This is a genomic window from Variovorax paradoxus (assembly GCF_029919115.1).
Classification (GTDB): domain Bacteria; phylum Pseudomonadota; class Gammaproteobacteria; order Burkholderiales; family Burkholderiaceae_C; genus Variovorax; species Variovorax paradoxus_O.
Window position 1 is genome coordinate 882,673 of the sequence record NZ_CP123990.1, and the last position, 19,450, is coordinate 902,122.

Below are 19,450 nucleotides of genomic sequence, written 5' to 3' on the forward strand. Positions count from 1 at the left end.
GCGACACGCAAGGTGGACGGCGGCCTCGTAGCGCTGCAGGAGCGCCTCAAGCATTCGTTCTCCGACACGCGGCTGCTTCAGCTCGCGCTCACGCACCGCAGTTTTTCGGCTGACCACAACGAGCGCCTGGAGTTTCTCGGCGACTCGGTGCTCAACCTCGCCGTTTCGCACCTGCTCTACACCCGCCTGTCGGCCTTGCCCGAAGGCGATCTGTCGCGCGTGCGGGCCAACCTGGTCAAGCAAGACACGCTGCACCGCCTGGCACTCGAGCTGCAGCTGTCGCCGCTGCTTCGGCTCGGGGAAGGCGAAGCGCGTTCCGGCGGGCCCAACCGGCCTTCGATCCTGGCCGATGCGCTTGAAGCGCTGATCGGTGCGGTCTACCTCGACGCGGGCTTTGCGGCCGCCGAGGCGCTGGTGCGCCGGCTCTATGAATCCGTGGAGATCAATCCGCGCATGGAAGCAGCCGCCAAGGACCCGAAGACCGAATTGCAGGAATGGCTCCAGGGCCACAAAATGAAGTTGCCGGTGTACCGCGTAGCGGCCACGCTCGGCGCCGCGCACAAACAGACTTTCGATGTCGAGTGCGAGGTGCCGGAGCTGGGCCTGCGCGAACGCGGCATCGGTGGCTCGCGCCGCGCCGGCGAGCAGGCTGCCGCGGCGGCCATGTTGATCCGGCTCAAGGCACGCGGGGCCGCGTGAAACCAGAATGAACGACGCTATAAATTCAGCAGCAGAAAACCCCGAAGACGCAGCGGGCGGAACGGGCACAACAGGGCCCCAGCACTGCGGCCTGGTGGCCATTGTCGGCAAGCCCAACGTGGGCAAGTCGACGCTGCTCAACGCGCTGGTGGGCCAGAAGATCAGCATCACCTCGCGCAAGGCGCAGACCACGCGGCACCGCATCACGGGCATGCGCACCTTGGGTGCCACGCAGTTCGTGTTCGTGGATACGCCGGGTTTCCAGACCCTGCACGCCAATGCGCTGAACAAGTCGCTCAACAAGACCGTGCAGGGCGCGGTCGGCGACGTGGACCTGATTCTTTTCGTGGTCGAGGCGGGCAGCTTCACGCCGGCCGACGAGCGGGTGCTCAAGCTGCTCGGCAAGGGCATTCCGACCGTGCTCTTGGCCAACAAGCTCGACAACGTGCACCGCCGCGGCGACATCGCACCCTGGCTGCAGACCATGCAGGCGAAGCACCCCTTTGCCGAGTTCGTGCCGATGTCGGCCAAGAACCCGAAGGATGTCGAGCGCCTGTTCGGCATCTGTGAAAAATACCTGCCTGAGCAACCCTGGTTCTACGCCGAGGACGAGCTCACCGACCGCAGCGAGAAATTCCTTGCCGGTGAGCTGGTGCGCGAAAAGCTGTTCCGCCTGACCGGCGACGAACTGCCCTACACCTCGACCGTGATCATCGACAAGTTCGAGGAAGAGCCGCCGCAGAAAAAGGGCCAGAAGCGCCTGCTGCGCATTGCCGCCACCATCGTGGTGGAGCGCGACGGCCACAAGGCCATGGTCATCGGCGACAAGGGCGAGCGCATCAAGCGCATCGGCATGGAAACCCGGGTCGAGCTCGAAAAGCTGGCCGATGCCAAGGTTTTTCTCGAACTGTGGGTGAAGGTGCGCTCCGGCTGGGCCGACGACGAGGCCCGCGTGCGCTCGTTCGGTTACGAATGAAGTGGCAACTGCCCACCGCGTTTCGCATGAACCGGCGTACGTGCTCCATCGCTACGACTGGAGCGAGTCGAGCCTGATCCTCGAGGTCTTCACCCGCCACCACGGACGCATCGCGCTCGTGGCCAAGGGGGCGAAGAGGCCGAGCTCCAACTTCAGGCCCGTGCTGCTGCCTCTGCAGCCGCTGCAGCTCAACTACGGCGGCGACGCCGAGATCCGCACGCTCAAGGGCGCCGAGTGGATGGGCGGCCACGTCATGCCGACGGGCGAGGCCCTGCTCTCGGGCTACTACGTCAATGAACTGCTGCTGCGCCTGCTCGCGCGGGACGACGCTCACGAGGCGCTGTTCGACGCCTACGCGGGCGTGGTGCAGGTGCTGGCGGGCGACCACGCCGGCGCGCAGGCCGCAACCCAGGCCGCGGCGCTGCGTGCTTTCGAGCTGCTGCTGCTGCGCGAAGTGGGCCTCTTGCCGTCGCTCGACGCTCAAACCCTCACCCTCGAGCCGCTCGTGGCGGAGGCGCGCTACAGCCTGGTGCCGGAAGCCGGCTTGCGCTTGGCGGGTGACGGCGAGGCGGCGCTGGCCGGCGCCGACTGGCAATCGCTGCAGGGCGTGCTCGACGACCGCGCCCCCTTCACCGCCACGTTGAGAGAAGTAGCCACCATGAACGCCGGCAGCAACAGTGCCCTCAGAAACCAGCTGCGCGCCTTGCTCAACTACCATTGCGGTGTGTCCACGCTGCGCACGCGGCAGATGATGAGAGATTTGCAAGCCCTATGAGCACTCCCGGCCATTCCGCTACGACGTCGCTGTCGGTCAACCTGAACAAGGTGGCCCTTGTGCGCAACACGCGCCACCTGGGCATCCCGAGCGTGCTCAAGGCCGCCAGCGCCTGCCTTGCCGCCGGGGCGCAGGGCATCACGGTGCATCCGCGGCCGGACGCGCGCCACATCCGCGCGCACGACGTGAGCGACCTCTCCGCGCTGCTTGCAAAAGACTGGCCGGGCATCGAGTTCAACATCGAAGGCAATCCGTTCCACAACCTGATGGACTTCGTGCGCGAGCTCAAGCCGCACCAGGCCACTTTTGTGCCCGACAGCGAATCGCAATCGACCAGCGACCACGGCTGGAGCTTCCCGGAAGACGCCGAGCGCCTGCGCCCTTTGATTGCCGAGGCCAAGGCCCTGGGCGTCCGCGTGAGCCTGTTCATGGACCCGATCCCCGAGATGATGGCTGCGGTGAAGGCCGTGGGCGCCGACCGCGTGGAGCTGTACACCGAAGGCTATGCCGCATCGCGCGGCACTTCGAACGAGGCGGCCGTGCTTGCGCGCTACGTCGAATCGGCGCGTGCGGCGCAGGCCGCGGGTCTCGGCGTCAACGCGGGCCATGACCTGAGCCGCGACAACCTGACGGCTTTCCTGCGTGCCGTGCGCGGCGTTCAGGAGGTCTCGATCGGCCACGCCTTCATCGCCGATGCGCTCGAATTGGGCTACGCAGCCACCACGCGGGAGTACCTGCGCTGCATCGACGAAGCCAAGTGAGCGCTCCAGCGGCATGATCTACGGCATTGGTACCGATATCTGCGATCTGCGTCGCATCGCTGCGACCTTCGAGCGCCAGGGCGAGCGCTTTGCCCACCGGGTGCTCAGCGATGCCGAGTTCGCGGTGTGGAAGGCCCGCAGCGAGCGCTGGCCCAAGCGCGGCTTGAGCTATCTGGCTACCCGCTTTTCCGCCAAGGAGGCCTTCAGCAAGGCCATCGGCCTGGGCATGCGCATGCCGATGACCTGGCGCCTGTGCGAGATTGCGAACCTGCGCAGCGGCAAGCCCGTCATCGTGCTGCATGGTGAGCTCAAGGAGTGGTTCGAGGCCAAAGGCCTCACGGCGCACGTGACGGTGACCGACGAAACCGAATATGCCGCGAGCTTCGTGGTGGTCGAATACAAGAACGAGGCATGACCCTGGCAACGACAACCCATCACGCGCCGCTGATCATCGATGTGGCGGGCACGGAACTCAATGATGCGGATCGCCGCCGGGTAGCAAACCCCTTGGTCGGTGGCGTGATCCATTTCGCCCGCAACTGGCGGGACCGCGCGCAAATGACCGCGCTCAATGCAGAGTTGAAGGCCATCCGCCCCGATCTACTGATCTGTGTCGACCACGAAGGCGGCCGCGTTCAGCGGTTTCGCACCGACGGCTTCACGCGACTGTCTTCGATGCGCGCCCTGGGCGAGCTGTGGATGCGCGATGCGATGCGCGCCACGCAGGCCGCAACGGCAACGGGCCAGGTGCTTGCGGCCGAGTTGCGCGCCTGCGGCGTCGACTTCAGCTTTGCGCCGGTGCTTGACCTCGACCACGGCGGCAGCAGCGTGATCGGCGACCGCAGCTTTCACCGCGACCCGCGCGTGGTGGCGCTGCTGGCCAAAAGCGTGATGCACGGCATGCTGCAGATGGGCATGCGCAACTGCGGCAAGCACTTTCCGGGACATGGCTTCGTCACTGCCGATTCGCATGTCGAGATTCCGGTCGACCGCCGCGGCCTGAAGGCGATCCTGGAGGACGACGCACGGCCGTTCGACTGGCTGTCGGGCGCGCTCACGGCCGTGATGCCGGCGCACGTGATCTATCCGAAAGTCGACAAGAGACCCGCGGGCTTTTCGTCCAAATGGCTGAAAGACATCCTGCGCACCCGGCTGGCCTTCGACGGCGCTATCTTCAGCGACGACCTGAGCATGGAAGCCGGGCGCTACATCGGCGGAGAACTGCTGAGCTATGCCGATGCCGCACTGGCAGCCCTCGATGCAGGTTGCGATCTGGCGATGTTGTGCAACCAGAGCATCGGCGAGGGCCGGCCGCTCGACGAACTGCTCGATGATTTCGGCGCCGCGGCCAAGGCACGGCGTTGGCAGCCGGATGCAAGGAGCGAAGCGCGCAGGCGGGCGCTTCTTCCCGATGCACCGCAAGTCGACTGGAATACGCTGACCGATTCGACAGGCTACAGGCAGGCAAGGCAAGTGCTGGCAAAGGCCGACCTCGCCATGCCGCACAGCGCCTGAGGCTCGCTACGGCGCCTTGCCCGGAGCCGAATGCGGCAGCGAGTTCGTCCATAAACGCTCGCCGCCCGAATCCAGGTGCGTCAGGTACAGCCGGACATCGAATTCCAGCCGGTGGTAGCTGGGCTCCATGTGCTCGCAGAGCGCATAGAAGCTCTTGTCATGGTCGCGCTCCTTCATGTGCGCGAGCTCGTGGACCACGATCATGCGCAGCCACTCGAGCGGCACCTCCTTGAACAGGGTCGCCACGCGAATTTCGCGCTTGGTCTTGAGCTTGCTGCCCTGTACGCGTGAAACCGTGGTGTGCGTGCCGAGCGCATTGCGGATCACGTGCAGCTTGCTGTCGAATGCCACCTTGGAGAGCGGCGGCGCCTTGCGCATGAAGTCGCTCTTGAGCTCGCTCACGTATTCGTAAAGCGCACGGTCCGTCTGCACTTCATGCATGGGGCCGGGGTAGCGGCTGCGCAGCAACGGCGCGAGTCCTTCGGTTTCGACCAGTTGCCGGACCTGGGCCAGCAGCGTGGGCGGATACCCCGCGAGATACTTCATGCAGCTGAGCCGGCGCAGGCGAGCCCGGTGGCCACGCCACCGAACAGGTCGCCCTCGACGAGCGTCACGCCGGCGAAGCTCTTGCGCAAGGCCTGCTGGAATGGCCGCAGGGCCGAAGAGCCGCCGGTCAGGTAGATGGCATCGAGATCGCCGCTGCGCAGCCCGGCGCGCTTGACACAGGCGTGCGCGCAGGCAATCACGCTTTCGAGCAGCGGCGCGAGTTGCTGCGTCATGTCGGCAGGCGAGAGCGATGCGGCCAGGCCTGGCCCGGCGCACGACAGGTCGATGGCGGTGGGCGCATCGTTGACCGAAGTGTCGATTTTTGCCTGCTCCACTTCACTGGCAATGCGGTGTCCGTGCCGTTCTTCGAGCACCGCCATCAACCGGTCGTGCAGCCGCACATCGCTGTAGCTCGTGCGCAGGTCTTTCGCCTGCCGCACCGCCTTGGCGGCATACAGCCAGTTGATCAGGTGCCAGGACGAAAGCTCGAAGAACACCTTGCTCGGAACCTCGCGCCCCTGCGGCCCCGTGTGGCGAAAGCCGAATTCCGGCATGACGCGGTCGAGGTTCAGGCGCTGGTCGAAGTCGGTGCCGCCGATGTGCACGCCGCTGGTGGCCAACACGTCGTCACTGCGGTCTTCGCGCGCGGCGCGGTCGGGGCCGACCCGCACCACGGTGAAGTCGGAAGTGCCGCCGCCCACGTCGACGATCAGCACCAGGGACTCTTTCGTGATGCGCTGCTCGTAGTCGAAGGCGGCCGCAATCGGTTCGAGCTGAAAAGCGATGTCGCGAAACCCTGCCGCGCGCGCCGCGTGGCGCAGGCTTTCTTCCGCGCGCTCGTCCCGCTTCGAATCGTCGTCGACAAAATGAACCGGGCGGCCGATGACAACGCGCTCGGGCACCCCGCCCAGTTCACGGCCGGCCCGCGCGGCCAGCTCGCGCAAGAAGCGGGCGATGATGTCCTCGAAGCTCACGAGCCCGTCGTAGATGGCCGTTTTTTCCTGCATCAGCGCGCTGCCGAGCAGGCTCTTCAGCGAACGCATCAGGCGGCCTTCGACACCCGCGAGGTAGAGCGCAACCGCATCGCGGCCGAAGTGCGTGGTGCGGTCTTCGGCGTTGAAGAAGATTGCGGTGGGCAGCGTGGTGGCCGCACCTTCGATGGGCAGCAGTCGGGCCACGCCGTCGACCCGGCAGGCCACGGCGGAATTGGAGGTGCCGAAGTCGATGCCGATCGTCGGCAGCGACGACGGTAACTTCACGCTCAAGATTCCCTGCGCAGCGCCGGGAACAGGATCACGTCGCGGATGCTCGGCGAATCCGTCAGCAGCATCATCAGCCGGTCGATGCCGATGCCGCAGCCACCGGTGGGCGGCATGCCGTATTCGAGCGCGCGCACAAAGTCGTGGTCGTAGAACATGGCTTCGTCGTCGCCGCTGTCCTTGGCGGCCACCTGGGCATTGAAGCGCGCGGCCTGGTCTTCGGCGTCATTGAGCTCGCTGAAGCCGTTACCGAACTCGCGGCCCGTGATGTAGAGCTCGAAGCGCTCGGTGACCTCGGGCCGCTCGTCGTTGGCGCGTGCCAGCGGCGAGATCTCGGTCGGGTGCTCCATGATGAAGGTCGGCTGCCAGAGCTTCTCTTCCACGGCCTCTTCGAAGTACATCACCTGCAAGCTGGCCAGGCTGCGCTGCGAGAGCTTGTCCTTCTCTTCGCTCAGCCCGATCTTGCGCAAGGCGTTGATGAGCCAGGTGCTGTCATCGATGCCGGTACCGGCGTCCGTGTACTTGAGGATGGCCTCGCGGATCGTCAGGCGCTCGAAGGGCTGCGTCAGGTCGACTGGCTTGCCCTGGTAGGTGAGCTGTTGCGTGCCCACGGCCTTGTCGGCAATGGTGCGGATCAGCGTTTCGGTGAAGTCCATCAGGTCGCGGTAGTTCCAGTAGGCCGCGTAGAACTCCATCATGGTGAACTCGGGGTTGTGCCGCACCGAGATGCCCTCGTTGCGGTAGCTCCGGTTGATTTCGAACACGCGCTCGAAGCCGCCGACGATCAGGCGCTTGAGGTACAGCTCGGGCGCGATGCGCAGGAACATCTCCTGGTCGAGCGCGTTGTGGTGCGTCTTGAACGGCTTGGCATTGGCACCGCCCGGAATCGGGTGCAGCATGGGCGTTTCGACTTCGAGGAAGTCGTTGGCCACCATGAACTCGCGCAGCGCGCTCACGGCCTTGCTGCGCGCGGTAAAGCGCACGCGCGCCGATTCGTCGGTGATCAGGTCGACGTAGCGCTGGCGGTACTTCTGCTCCTGGTCGGCCATGCCGTGGAACTTGTCGGGCAGCGGACGCAGGCTCTTGGTGAGCAGGCGCAGCTTGGTCACCTTGACCGAGAGCTCGCCGGTCTTGGTCTTCATGAGCGTGCCTTCGGCGCCGACGATATCGCCCAAGTCCCAGCGCTTGAAATCGGCATACGCTTCTTCGCCGATGGCGTCGCGAGTCACGTAGAGCTGGATGCGGCTCGTGGCATCTTGCAGCGTCGCAAAGCTGGCCTTGCCCATCACGCGCTTGAGCATCATCCGGCCGGCCACGCTCACGGCAATGGCCTGCGCTTCGAGCGCTTCGGCCTCGGTGGCGCCATGCGCCTCGATCAGGGCCGCTGCACGATGACCCGGCTTGAAGTCATTCGGAAACGCGACGCCCTTGCCCTCGGCCTGCGCGGTGCGCATCAGCTTGAGCTTTTCGCGGCGTTCGGCGATGAGCTGGTTGTCGTCGACGGCGGGTGCGGAAGCCGGAGCCGCAGCGGGCGTGGGAATGGAAGGGATCAGGTGGTCGGACATGGAAAGCGGAGGAGGGCGCAACGGGAGCGTGCGCAACCCGCCATTTTAGCCGATAGGGTTCGAATGGAACCGGCCCCGAGTGCCCGCCAATCCTGCGCGATATGCTATTAAAAAGGTAGCGAACTATTCAGTGATGCCCGCACGCGCGAGCAGATCGCTGACCAGCTCGAGCCGCATCAGCGGGCTCTCGAGCTCCATGAGCCGTTGCCGCAGTTCGAGTTGCATGGGCACCAGTTCGCACCAGCGGTTGGCAACCCAGCCGCAATCGTTGAACTGGTAGGGCTCGCCGATGGGCAGTCGCACAGCCTCCGCGCCCTGCGCGCGGCGGCGTTCTTCGAGCGTGTCGACAAGGCGCCGCAACGCGGTGGCGGTGTGCTGCAGGTCGTCGGGAATTTCGATGGCGGTGTCTGCAATCACTGCTTCGACTTCGGCCACCCACAAGCCGTATTTCTGCAGCTCGGTCCGGCGGACCCGAAACCGCTGCGTGCCGACGCATTCGATCTGGAGCAGGCCGCTTTGCGGTGATTCGAATTCGCGAATGACGGCCAGCGTGCCGACAGCGGCAAAGCTTTCGGCATCGGCACCGGCCTTGCGCACTTCGCTGCCGCTCGTGAGGCTGACCACGCCGAAGGGCGCATCGGCCTTGCGGCATTTGCCCACCATGTCGAGATAACGTACTTCGAAAATACGCAGTGGAAGCACGCCGCCCGGGAACAGAACCGTACCGAGCGGGAACAATGGCAGTGAATGCAGAAGGGGCTGTGTCGTCATCGAAGAACCTTGCATGGCTATCATCGCATTCCGCTCACGACCCTGCCCCATGCTCTACCAGATCCCCTCGTTTCTTCTCGACGTGATCGTCGGCCTGCTCGGCGGCGCCTGCCTGCTGCGCCTTTACATGCAGTACCACCGGGTGCCGTTCGGCAATCCGCTCGGGCGCTTCGTGTTTGCGATTACCGACTGGATAGTGCTGCCGCTGCGCCGCATCGTGCCGTCGGTCAAGCGCTGGGACCTGGCGAGCGCCATCGCCGCGTGGCTGCTGGTGATCGTGAAGTTCCTGCTGCTGTGGCTGCTGATCGGCAACCTGGGGCGTATTGCCGCCTTGCCGCTGGTGTCGCTGGTGGGGCTGATGCAGCTCGCAGTGTCGGGCCTTACCGCGCTGCTGGTTGTCTATGCGGTGCTGTCGTGGATACCGGGGGCATCGCCGATGCTGCTCGACCTGATCTCGCGATTGGCCGAGCCGCTGGTGCGGCCATTCAGGCGATTCATTCCGCTGATTGGCGGCGTGGACCTGTCGCCCCTGGCCGCCATCGTGGTGCTGCAGGTGATTGCCATTGTGCTGGGCAACCTGCTGGTCTGGGCCTACCGGCTGGGCTGAGGCCCTTCCGGCAGGATTCTTGTCAGATGACCGCGTCGGCCGGCTGACGCAGCAGCATGGCCAGCGTGCTCGCAATGGTCTTGCGCAGCTCGCGGCGGTCGCTGATGAAGTCGATGGCGCCCTTGGTCTGCAGGAACTCCGCGCGCTGGAAGCCTTCAGGCAGAGTTACTCGCACGGTCGATTCGATCACGCGCGGGCCTGCAAAGCCGATGAGCGCCTTGGGCTCCGCAATGACCACGTCGCCCACGAAGGCGAAGCCGGCCGAAACGCCGCCCATGGTCGGGTCGGTCAGCACGCTGATGTAGGGCAGGCCTTTTTTCGCAAGACGCGTGAGCGCTGCGTTGGTCTTGGCCATTTGCATCAGCGACAGCAGGCCTTCCTGCATGCGCGCGCCGCCGGTGGCGGTGAAACAGATGAACGGCACCTTCTGCTCGATGGCCGTTTCGACGCCGCGCACGAAGCGCTCGCCGACCACGCTGCCCATGCTGCCGCCCATGAATTCGAATTCGAAGCAGGCCACGACCACGCTGATGCTGTGGACCGAGCCGCCCATGACGACCAGCGCGTCGGTTTCGCCGGTGTTCTCGAGCGCTTCCTTGAGCCGCTCGGGGTACCGGCGGCTGTCCTTGAACTTCAGCGCGTCGACGGGAAGCACTTCCTGCCCGACTTCGTAGCGGCCTTCGGCGTCGAGGAAGGCGTCGAGCCGTGCGCGGGCGCCAATGCGGTGATGATGGCTGCAGCTAGGGCAGACATTCTGGTTGTGTTCGAGGTCGGTCTTGTAGAGAACCGTCTCGCAGGCGGGGCACTTGATCCACAGGCCCTCGGGCACCTGGCGGCGCTCCGATGGGTCGGTTTGTGCGATCTTGGCGGGTAGCAGTTTTTCAAGCCAGCTCATAGGACTCCGGATTAGCTCCCCTTTCCCGCATTGCGGAAAAGGGGCTGGGTGAGGGCAACGGCGATTATCTGCCAGCCGCGTTCTTGGGGGTAGCTGCGGGCAGGGCGTCGAGCGCCTCGCGGATTCCGGCGAGAAATTCGCGCACCGCGGGCACAACCTTTTCGCGCGGCTGTCCGTCGATCAGCTGGATGATCTTGGTGCCGATCACGACCGCATCGGCGGCCGAGCCCACGGCCTGGGCCGTGGGCGCATCGCGTATGCCGAAGCCCACGCCCACGGGAATGTTCACATGCTCGCGAATGCGCGGGATCATCTGGCCGACGGCCTCCGTATCGAGGTGGCCGGCGCCCGTCACGCCCTTGAGCGACACGTAGTAGACATAGCCGCTTGCGATGCGCGCGACCTGTGCCATGCGCTCGCTGGTGCTGGTGGGGGCCAGCAGAAAGATCAGGTCGATGTTCGCGGCCTTGAGCTCCGCGGCGAAGTCTTCGCATTCTTCGGGTGGGTAATCGACCACCAGCAGGCCGTCGACGCCCGCGGCCGATGCATCGCGGATAAAGGACTTCTTGCCGTGCACAAGGTCGTAGCGCTCGACCGGATTGGCGTAGCCCATCAGCACCACGGGTGTGGTTGCGTCCTTCTTGCGAAACTCGCTCACGATGGCGAGCACCTGCTTCATGCCGACGCCCATGGCCAGTGCGTCTTCGCCGGCTTTCTGGATCACTGGGCCATCGGCCATGGGGTCTGAAAACGGCACGCCGAGCTCGATCACGTCGGCACCGGCCTCGACCATGCCGTGCATCAGCTCGGGCGTGATGTCGGCAAAGGGAAAGCCGGCGGTGACGTAAGGAATGAGCGCGCGGCGGCCGTCTTTTTTCAGCGCCTCGAAGGTGGCGGCAATGCGGCTCATCACTTGCCTCCCTTCACGCTCAGGCCGCGCATCGAGGGCCGGTCGTAGAAGTCGACGCCCGACAGGTCGGCCACGGTACCGATGTCCTTGTCGCCGCGGCCCGAGAGGTTGACCAGGATCGACTGGTCCGGCCGCATGGTCTTGGCGAGCTTCATTGCATAGGCCACGGCGTGGCTCGATTCGAGGGCCGGAATGATGCCCTCGGTGCGGCACAGGTAGTGAAATGCTTCGAGCGCTTCGGTATCCGTGATGCCGACGTACTCGGCGCGGCCAATGTCGGCCAGGTGCGCATGCTCCGGGCCCACACCGGGGTAGTCGAGCCCGGCGCTGATGCTGTGGGTTTCAGTGATCTGGCCGTCTTCGTTCTGCAGCAGGTAGGTGCGGTTGCCGTGCAGGACGCCCGGGCTGCCGCGCAGGATGGAGGCTGAATGCTTGCCGCTGTCCAACCCTTCGCCCGCTGCTTCGACGCCCACCAGGCGCGTGCCTGCAAACGGAATGTAGGGGTGGAAAATGCCCATGGCATTGCTGCCGCCGCCTACGCAGGCCACCACCACGTCGGGCTGCCGGCCTTCGGCTTCGCCGGTAATGCCCTGCGCCGCAAGCATGGCGGGCATCTGCTCGATGCATTCGGTGCCGATCACGCTCTGGAAGTCGCGCACCATCGTCGGGTAGGGGTGCGGGCCGGCCACGGTGCCGATGATGTAGAACGTGTTTTCCACGTTGGTCACCCAGTCGCGCATGGCTTCGTTGAGCGCGTCTTTCAGCGTCTTGCTGCCAGACTCCACCGGTACCACCGTGGCGCCGAGCAGGTTCATGCGGTAGACGTTGGGGCTTTGGCGCTTCACGTCCTGGCTGCCCATGTAGACCACACATTCGAGGCCATAGCGTGCGCAGATGGTGGCCGTGGCCACGCCATGCTGGCCCGCACCGGTTTCGGCGATGACGCGGGGTTTGCCCATGCGGCGCGCGAGCATCGCCTGGCCGATCACGTTGTTGATCTTGTGCGCGCCGGTGTGGTTGAGGTCTTCGCGCTTCAGGTAGATCTGCGCGCCGCCCATCTCGCGGCTGGTGCGTGCGGCGTGGTAGACCGGGGAGGGCCGGCCGACGAAGTGCTTCAGCTCGTAGTGGAATTCGGCGAGAAACGCCGGATCGTCCTTGAACCTGGCGTATGCATCGCGCAGCTCGTTGATTGCGTGGGTGAGCGTTTCGCTCGCGAAGGTGCCGCCGTAGTTGCCGAAATGGCCCGTGGCGTCAGGTTGCTGGTAGTCCTGGAATTGGCTTTGCATGGTTCTCGATCGTTGGGCCGCAGCCCGAAATCACGATCGGGTGCGGCGGCTAACTGGAGAAGGACGAGGCGTCCGCTGCCCTTACGGCTGCGACGAATTGCCGGATTTTCTCGGCGTCCTTCAGGCCCTTGTTTCCCGGGCCGTCGATTTCGACGCCCGAGCTCACATCAACGGACAGCGTCTTGCAGCGCGTCCGCAGGATGCGAATGCCATCGCTCACGTTTGCAGGTGTGAGCCCACCACTCAAGACGAGGTGAGCGTCGACGGCGCGTGGAAGAAGTGACCAATCGAATGCCTTGCCGCCACCGCCATAACCTTCGACATGGGCGTCGAGCAGGATGGCCTGGGCGTGGGAGTAATCGGAAGCGTATTTTACGAGGTCGAAGCCGGCTCCGGCAGCTCCGAGTGGAATACGGGCCGCGCGCATGTAGCGAAAGCGGCCCCGGCCGGCGGCTTCCTCGCATTGTTCGGGCGTTTCTTCGCCATGGAACTGCGCAATCGAGCCCTTCACACCTGCGAGGGACGCTACGACTTCAGGAGCGACCTCGTTGACGAACAGCAGCACCGGCGTGATGAACGGGGGCAGGCGCGACGCCAGTTCCGCGGCGCGAGCGGCGGTTACGGCACGCGGGCTCTTGGAATAGAGCACGAAGCCGACTGCATCGGCACCCGCTTGCACAGCGGCATCCACATCGGCCTCGCGCGTGAGGCCACAGATCTTGATGCGAGTGCGCGGCGACGTCATGGCGGCCCATCATACGGAGCGCCGCCGGCCTGCAGCGTGGCCTCGGCCGGCAGACCCCACTTGGCGTCGTACAAAGGGCCCAGAAAGTACAACCCGTCGGCGGAGAAGGTGGGCGCCGCCACCTTGCGGCTGCGAGCCTCGAGCACTTCGGCAATCCATTCGGGCCGTTCGTCGCCTCGGCCTATGCGCACCAGGCAGCCCATCAGGTTGCGGATCATGTGGTGCAGGAAGGCATCGGCCTCGAACTCGAAGTGCCAGCGGCATCGGTCGCCTTCGCCGTGGCGCGTGATCTCGATGCGCCGCAGATCCTTCACCGGCGAGCGCGCCTGGCAGGCCGAGGCGCGAAAAGAGCTGAAGTCGTGCTTGCCCACCAGCAGGGCGGCTGCTGCGCGCATGGCGTCACCGTCGAGCGCATGCATGGACCAGCCGACCCGGCCCGAATCGAGGCTCGGCCGCACGGGCGATTGCGAAAGGACGTAAAGATAGCGGCGGGCCAGGGCGCTGGCGCGGCAATGGAATTCGTCGGGCACCGGGTGCGCCCACTGCACGGCGATGTCGTCCGGCAGGTAGCGGTTGGTGCCGCGCATCCACGAGAAGGGTTCGCGTTCGACGTGGGTGTCGAAGTGCACAACCTGCATGAGCGCGTGCACGCCGGCGTCGGTTCGGCCTGCACACAGCGTGCCGATGGGCTGTGCGGCAAACTTGCCGAGCGCCGCTTCCAGCTTGTCCTGAACCGTGCGGCCCGAGCGCTGGCTCTGCCAGCCCTCGTACGCCTGGCCGTTGTAGCGGATGCCTAGCGCCAGCCTCACGAATTCAGGAACGGGAAGAGACGCCGCTCAGCGCAGCTCGGCGAGCAGTTGCCTTGCCTGCGACTTGAGGTCGCCGGCGCTTTCGGCTTCGACTTCTTCCACCAGCGAGCGGGCGCCTTCGACGTCGCCGATGGCCTGCAGCTCGCGGGCCAGCGACAGCTTGACCGCGTGCGGGCTGTCGTCGCCGTCGTCTTGCGGCATGGCTGCAGCAGGGCGGGTGGCTTCGGCGGTGCCGGCTACCGGACGGGCGGGAAGGCCGGCCAGTGCGCTCATGTCGAATTCGATGAAGCCGGAATCTGCGGGAAGGCTGTCGGCGCTGCGCAGCGTGGCTGGGCGGGTGTTGTCGTTGGCGTCGTTCAGCCCAGCAGGGCGGCCGATCGGGGCCAGCGCGCCAGGAGCGGTGTCGAAATCGTTTTCCAAGTCGACCGGTGCCGGCGCGTGTGCATGGCCGTTGGACAGCGGGGCGGCAGCGGCGGGCGCGTAGGCCGTCTTCGGCAGGCTGGCGCTTACCGGAGCGGGGCTTGGCGCGAGTGCCGCGGGCTGGCTCAGGTCCAGATCGAAGTCCAGCGGTGCGACCGAAGGCACGAAGGCCGGCGCAGCGACAGCCGCTGCCACGGGGGCGGGCGCTGCAGCCGGAGGCGTTGCGGCAGCAGGCTTGGCCGCGGTGGCCAGGGCGCCGGCAAATGCGGCGCTTTCGGCCGCGCTCACGCCGCCCCGGGCCGTGCCCGACTCGTAAAGCGGATTGCCCGGATCGAGGTCCTTGCCCATTTCGACCACGCGGTTCCAGTCGGAGCCGGTGCCGTTGGTCAGCTTGTGCACTTCGGTGGCCAGGCCTTCATAAGCGCGGACGTCGCGGCGCTTGGCGTGGATTTCGAGCAGCTTGAGGTGAATGGCCGTGCGGTCGGGATTGACGCGCAGGGCTTCGCGCAGGATTTCCTCGGCCTGCAGGTCGCGGCCATAGGCAAGGTACACGTCGGCTTCGGCCACGGGGTCGACGTCGCCGGCATCGAGCTGGCTCGGCGAGTACGACAGCGACGAGACGGTGGAATCGCCACGGTGCTTGGTGTCGACCGATTCGCCGCCGCTGGCGCCGAAGAACGAGTCTTTGGGAATGCGGCTTTCGAGGAACACACTTTCGCTCATTTCCTCGCGCCGGCGGCCCAGCACGCGGTAAAGCAGGAAGCCGATCAGCAGCGCGATCAGCGCCGCGCCGGCCAGCATCAGCGGGTTGTCCATCAACTCGTCGAAGAAGCTGCGTTCGACTGGCGGCGGCGGCGGGGCGGCCTTTACCACCGGCTTGGGGGCTGGTGCGGGTGCGGCGGCGCTGGCGGCCGCAGCGGGAGCGCCGGGCATGGTTTCAGCCGTTGCGTTGGCATCAGGTGCCGCAGCGGCGGGAGCCGAGGCTGCGGGCATTGCCGCCGTGGCGGGCGTGGCCGTTTCTGCGGGTGCCGGGGCAGCAGCCGGCGTTGTTGCCGGAGCGGCGGGCGCAGCAGGCGCCGCGGCAGTGGCGGGTGCAGCCGGTGCCGGGCTGGTCACCGTCGGCGAGGCCGTGGCCGCTACGCCCGGATTGGGAACGGGAATGCCCGGGGTAGCCGGTGCCGGAGCTGCCGCCGCGCCTGCGGCTGGGGCGGCAGAACCTGTGGCCGCCTTGAGCTTGGCCAGGTCGTTGATGTTCTTCGAAAGCTCCGCAACGCGGTTGTTGCTCTCCCGCGCCTGGCGTGCCTGCGCGACCTTCTCGTCGGCCGCACGGGCAGCCGCGCTGCCTTGGGAAATCGTCAGCTTGTCGGGTGCGCTTGCGGTGGCGTTGCGGTCTTCGACATTGGCTTGCACCCTGCCCGACGCATTGCGGCCGGCAGCGGCCACGTTGGCGGTGGGCGCGTTCTCTGCCAGGCGTTGGCGGTAGGCGCCGAAGTCGCGGCTTTGCGCGGTAATGGTGCGCTTCGCTTCTGCTGGAAGAATGGCGCCGGCCTCGGCTGCACTCGGCAGGTCGAGCACCGCGCCGGCCTTGATGCGGTTGACGTTGCCGCCGATGAAAGCATCGGGGTTGGAGAGCAGGAGTGCCACCAGCATCTGGTCGAGCGAGACGTCGGCGGACTTGTGGGCGCCGGCGATCTTGCTGGCGGTATCGCCGCGCTGCACCGTGACCTGTTCGCCGCTTGTCGGACGGATCGGTGTCGCAGCGCTGGAGGCTGGTGCAGGCGATGCAGCAGGCGCCGGCGCGGTTGCCGGCGGTGCCGTAACGGGCGCGACAGGGGCGCGCTCACGCCGAGCACGGACCGCAGCCTGCCCCGGGCGCTCCGCCGGCGGCGTGCTGATCTGCGGCGTGGAAGGAGAAATCGGGGCGCTGGGTGCGGCCTGGCGGGTTACTGGTGGGTCGAGGAGCACCGTGTAATCACGCACCATGCGGCCCGACGAGCCATTGGCTTCGAGCAACAGGTCGATGAACGGGTCGTTGAGCGGGCGGGTGCCCGTCAGGCGAACCACGTATTGCCCGCCGGCGCGGCGCTGCAGCGTCGCCTTTACGTCGCTCAGGGCCGCGTTGTACGGAACGCCCGCGTTCTTGAAGGCGTCGGCGCTGGCAACGTTGATCTTCAGGCTGTCCGCTTCGGCGGCCGCCATTTCGGTGACGTCGATTTCAGCGCGAAGGGGCTCGCCCAGTGCCGATTGCACCTTCAGTTGGCCCAGTGCAAAAGCGCTCGCATCGGTGCTCGCAACGCCCAAGGCGACCGCCATGGCGGCACCAAGGACAGAAAGGCGAAGGCCTTTCAGGGGCAGAGAAGGGCGAGCGGCCGATGGGCGGGCCGCGGGCAACAGATGTCTTGTCATGCTGATAGGGGGCGGCTCAGGCCCAGAAATTGTAAGAGGACGTTAGCACCAACACCGGGTACTGACAAGGCGGTGCGCCTGTTCTACCCAGTACGCGCATACTTACGCACACATCTTCTGTTGCTGAAGAGCAACATTTCGGGCTTTGGGGGAGCCGGCGTGCCCCCATCAAGCCTCGAGCAAGATGCGCAGCATGCGGCGCAGCGGTTCGGCCGCGCCCCACAGCAGCTGGTCGCCGATTGTGAAAGCGCCGACATATTCAGGGCCCATTGCAAGCTTGCGGATGCGGCCCACGGGAATGCCCATGGTGCCCGTGACTGCCACAGGCGTGAGGTCCTTGAGGGTAGCCTCGCGGGTGTTCGGCACAACCTTCGCCCACTGGTTGTCGGCTGCGATCATGGCTTCGATGTCCGCCAGCGGCACGTCCTTCTTGAGCTTGAAGGTCAATGCCTGGCTGTGGCAGCGCATGGCACCAACGCGCACGCAAAAACCGTCGACCGGGACGGCGGCGGTGCCGAAGCCCGCGCCCTGGCCCAGGATCTTGTTGGTTTCGGCTCCGGCCTTCCATTCTTCCTTGGACATGCCGTCGCCCAGGTCCTTGTCGATCCAGGGAATCAGCGAGCCGCCGAGCGGGGCGCCGAAGTTGGCGGTTTCGGCCGCGCCCAGGTTTTGCTGCTTGTGCAGCACCTTGCGGTCGATTTCGAGGATGGCCGACTTCGGGTCGTCCAGCAGGGCACGCACTTCGGCGTTCAAGGTGCCGAACTGCGTCAGCAGTTCGCGCATGTGCTGCGCTCCGCCGCCAGAAGCCGCCTGGTACGTCATGCTGGTCATCCACTCGACCAGGCCGGCCTTGTAGAGGGCGCCCACGCCCATGAGCATGCAGCTCACGGTGCAGTTGCCGCCGATCCAGTTCTTGCCGCCGTTGGTGAGCGCGTTCTGGATGACCGGCAGGTTGACGGGGTCGAGCACGATGACCGCGTCGTTGTTCATGCGCAGCGTGGAAGCGGCATCGATCCAATGGCCGCTCCAGCCGGCGGCGCGCAGCTTGGGGAACACCTCGCTGGTGTAGTCGCCGCCCTGGCAGGTGATGATGATGTCGCACTTCTTCAGTGCGTCGATGTCGTTCGCATCCTTCAGCGCGGTCTCGTTCCTGGCCATTGCCGGGGCCTTGCCGCCGGCATTGGAGGTCGAGAAGAACAGCGGCTCGATGAGCCCGAAGTCGCCTTCGGCCTGCATGCGGTCCATCAGGACCGAGCCGACCATGCCGCGCCAGCCTACGAGGCCGACCAGAGGTTGAGATGCGTTCGCCATTTCAGTTTGCCCTTGTGAAAAAGAAAGAAATTGTCTTTTTTGCCCCCGACTCGTCGAGCCGGGGAGGGGCGTGACGAAGCGGGCTGCGGTTAGCCGGTAATCGTCTTTTTGGTGATTGCTGCAACAACCGCGTCGCCCATCTCACGGGTGCCGACGCGCTTCGTACCTTCTGACCAGATGTCACCCGTGCGCAGCCCCGAGGCGAGCACATGCTTGACCGCCGACTCGATACGGTCGGCAGCTTCGGCTTGGTTGAGTGAAAAGCGGAGCATCATGGCAGCGGACAGTATTGTAGCCAAAGGATTGGCAACCCCTTTGCCGGCAATGTCGGGGGCGCTGCCGTGGCTGGGCTCGTACAGGCCCTGGTTGCTCGAATTGAGCGACGCCGAGGGCAGCATGCCGATGGAGCCGGTGAGCATGGCCGCCTCGTCCGAGAGGATGTCGCCGAACATGTTGCCGGTGACGATCACGTCGAACTTCTTGGGCGCCTTTACCAGCTGCATGGCGGCGTTGTCGACGTACATGTGGTCGAGTTCGATGTCCGGATAGTCCTTGTGCACCTCGGTCACCACGTCCTTCCAGAACTGGAAGGTTTCGAGCACGTTGGCCTTGTCGACACTGGTCACGCGCTTGTTGCGTTTGCGGGCGGCTTCGAAAGCCACGCGGGCGATGCGCTCGACCTCGGGGCGCGAATAGCGCATGGTGTCGAAGGCTTCTTCGGCGCCCGGAAAGTGCCCGTCCACGGCGGTGCGGCGGCCGCGCGGCTGGCCGAAGTAGATGTCGCCGGTCAGTTCGCGAATGATGAGGATGTCCAGGCCCGCGATGAGTTCGGGCTTGAGGCTCGATGCGTCCACCAGCTGCTCGTAGCAGATGGCCGGGCGGAAATTGGCGAACAGGCCGAGGTTCTTGCGCAGGCCGAGAATCGCCTGCTCGGGGCGCAGGGGGCGGTCGAGCTTGTCGTACTTCCAGTCGCCCACGGCACCGAACAGCACCGCGTCGGCCTCCTTCGCGAGCTTCAGCGTCGAATCGGGGAGCGGATGGCCATGTGCCTCGTAGGCCGCGCCGCCGACCAGCGCAGTTTCCATTTCGAACGAGAGGTCGAGCGCGTCGAGCACGCGGATGGCTTCGGCCACGATTTCGGTGCCGATGCCGTCACCCGGGAGAACTGCGATTTTCATAAGTTGGTCTGAGGTT

19 protein-coding genes are annotated in these 19,450 nt (G+C 65.8%); 7 read left to right on the plus strand and 12 right to left on the minus strand.

Annotation, left to right across the window (positions count from 1 at the left end):
• Nucleotides 1-12 precede the first annotated feature (12 nt).
• The 6 genes from rnc to nagZ are packed head-to-tail and all read left to right on the plus strand — an operon-like array spanning nucleotide 13 to nucleotide 4,726.
• Nucleotides 13-699 (plus strand): ribonuclease III, encoded by a 687-nt coding sequence (rnc, locus tag QHG62_RS04180; RefSeq protein ID WP_126745757.1) that lies wholly within the window; start codon nucleotides 13-15, stop codon nucleotides 697-699.
• A 7-nt stretch (nucleotides 700-706) separates the two neighbouring features.
• Nucleotides 707-1,675, plus strand: a complete 969-nt coding sequence (era, locus tag QHG62_RS04185; protein ID WP_281149589.1) for a GTPase Era — start codon at nucleotides 707-709, stop codon at nucleotides 1,673-1,675.
• Nucleotide 1,676: 1 nt separating this feature from the next.
• A complete protein-coding gene (recO, locus tag QHG62_RS04190; protein WP_281149590.1) occupies nucleotides 1,677-2,450 on the plus strand; it encodes a DNA repair protein RecO in 774 nt (257 codons plus the stop codon).
• Nucleotides 2,447-3,211: a pyridoxine 5'-phosphate synthase gene (locus tag QHG62_RS04195; RefSeq protein ID WP_281149591.1), complete on the plus strand. Its 765-nt coding sequence runs from the start codon at nucleotides 2,447-2,449 to the stop codon at nucleotides 3,209-3,211. The genes recO and QHG62_RS04195 overlap by 4 nt, the downstream gene beginning before the upstream one ends.
• Nucleotides 3,212-3,224: 13 nt before the next feature.
• Nucleotides 3,225-3,626: a holo-ACP synthase gene (gene acpS / locus QHG62_RS04200; RefSeq protein WP_126745761.1), complete on the plus strand. Its 402-nt coding sequence runs from the start codon at nucleotides 3,225-3,227 to the stop codon at nucleotides 3,624-3,626.
• Nucleotides 3,623-4,726, plus strand: a complete 1,104-nt coding sequence (gene nagZ / locus QHG62_RS04205) for a beta-N-acetylhexosaminidase (protein WP_281149592.1) — start codon at nucleotides 3,623-3,625, stop codon at nucleotides 4,724-4,726. Before acpS ends, nagZ begins: the two co-directional genes overlap by 4 nt.
• 6 nt (nucleotides 4,727-4,732) lie before the next feature.
• Here nagZ and QHG62_RS04210 read toward each other — a convergent pair whose 3' ends face one another.
• The 4 genes from QHG62_RS04210 to QHG62_RS04225 all read right to left on the minus strand — a co-directional run bounded on the left by QHG62_RS04210 (nucleotide 4,733) and on the right by QHG62_RS04225 (nucleotide 8,867).
• Nucleotides 4,733-5,272: a YgjP-like metallopeptidase domain-containing protein gene (locus QHG62_RS04210; protein ID WP_281149593.1), complete on the minus strand. Its 540-nt coding sequence runs from the start codon at nucleotides 5,270-5,272 to the stop codon at nucleotides 4,733-4,735.
• Nucleotides 5,269-6,531, minus strand: coding sequence for an Hsp70 family protein (locus QHG62_RS04215; RefSeq protein WP_281151497.1), 1,263 nt, complete (start codon nucleotides 6,529-6,531; stop codon nucleotides 5,269-5,271). The genes QHG62_RS04210 and QHG62_RS04215 overlap by 4 nt, the downstream gene beginning before the upstream one ends.
• Before the next feature lie 2 nt (nucleotides 6,532-6,533).
• Entirely contained in the window at nucleotides 6,534-8,096 is a 1,563-nt protein-coding gene (lysS, locus tag QHG62_RS04220; protein WP_281149594.1) for a lysine--tRNA ligase, read from the minus strand.
• Nucleotides 8,097-8,219: 123 nt separating this feature from the next.
• Nucleotides 8,220-8,867: an LON peptidase substrate-binding domain-containing protein gene (locus QHG62_RS04225; protein WP_260590420.1), complete on the minus strand. Its 648-nt coding sequence runs from the start codon at nucleotides 8,865-8,867 to the stop codon at nucleotides 8,220-8,222.
• 49 nt (nucleotides 8,868-8,916) lie between these two features.
• Here QHG62_RS04225 and QHG62_RS04230 point away from each other — a divergent pair, with 49 nt between their 5' ends.
• Nucleotides 8,917-9,474, plus strand: a complete 558-nt coding sequence (locus QHG62_RS04230; protein WP_126745766.1) for a YggT family protein — start codon at nucleotides 8,917-8,919, stop codon at nucleotides 9,472-9,474.
• A 22-nt stretch (nucleotides 9,475-9,496) separates the two neighbouring features.
• On the opposite strand, the gene accD is transcribed toward QHG62_RS04230, so the two are convergent.
• From accD to leuB, 8 genes are all read right to left on the minus strand, one after another.
• The gene (gene accD, locus QHG62_RS04235; protein WP_281149595.1) at nucleotides 9,497-10,369 is read right to left on the minus strand and encodes an acetyl-CoA carboxylase, carboxyltransferase subunit beta; all 873 of its coding nucleotides are present in this window, start codon (nucleotides 10,367-10,369) and stop codon (nucleotides 9,497-9,499) included.
• 64 nt (nucleotides 10,370-10,433) lie between these two features.
• Nucleotides 10,434-11,279 (minus strand): tryptophan synthase subunit alpha, encoded by an 846-nt coding sequence (gene trpA, locus QHG62_RS04240; protein WP_281149596.1) that lies wholly within the window; start codon nucleotides 11,277-11,279, stop codon nucleotides 10,434-10,436.
• Nucleotides 11,279-12,565 (minus strand): tryptophan synthase subunit beta, encoded by a 1,287-nt coding sequence (gene trpB / locus QHG62_RS04245; protein WP_281149597.1) that lies wholly within the window; start codon nucleotides 12,563-12,565, stop codon nucleotides 11,279-11,281. Before trpB ends, trpA begins: the two co-directional genes overlap by 1 nt.
• A 49-nt stretch (nucleotides 12,566-12,614) precedes the next feature.
• The gene (locus tag QHG62_RS04250; protein WP_281149598.1) at nucleotides 12,615-13,310 is read right to left on the minus strand and encodes a phosphoribosylanthranilate isomerase; all 696 of its coding nucleotides are present in this window, start codon (nucleotides 13,308-13,310) and stop codon (nucleotides 12,615-12,617) included.
• Nucleotides 13,307-14,119, minus strand: a complete 813-nt coding sequence (gene truA / locus QHG62_RS04255; protein ID WP_281149599.1) for a tRNA pseudouridine(38-40) synthase TruA — start codon at nucleotides 14,117-14,119, stop codon at nucleotides 13,307-13,309. The genes QHG62_RS04250 and truA overlap by 4 nt, the downstream gene beginning before the upstream one ends.
• Before the next feature lie 27 nt (nucleotides 14,120-14,146).
• Nucleotides 14,147-16,852 carry a FimV/HubP family polar landmark protein gene (locus tag QHG62_RS04260; protein WP_432445583.1) on the minus strand — a complete coding sequence of 902 codons (2,706 nt, stop codon included), beginning with the start codon at nucleotides 16,850-16,852 and terminating at the stop codon, nucleotides 14,147-14,149.
• 261 nt (nucleotides 16,853-17,113) lie between these two features.
• Nucleotides 17,114-18,256, minus strand: a complete 1,143-nt coding sequence (gene asd, locus QHG62_RS04265; protein WP_281149601.1) for an aspartate-semialdehyde dehydrogenase — start codon at nucleotides 18,254-18,256, stop codon at nucleotides 17,114-17,116.
• A gap of 89 nt (nucleotides 18,257-18,345) precedes the next feature.
• The gene (gene leuB, locus QHG62_RS04270) at nucleotides 18,346-19,434 is read right to left on the minus strand and encodes a 3-isopropylmalate dehydrogenase (protein WP_281149602.1); all 1,089 of its coding nucleotides are present in this window, start codon (nucleotides 19,432-19,434) and stop codon (nucleotides 18,346-18,348) included.
• Nucleotides 19,435-19,450: the final 16 nt, after the last annotated feature.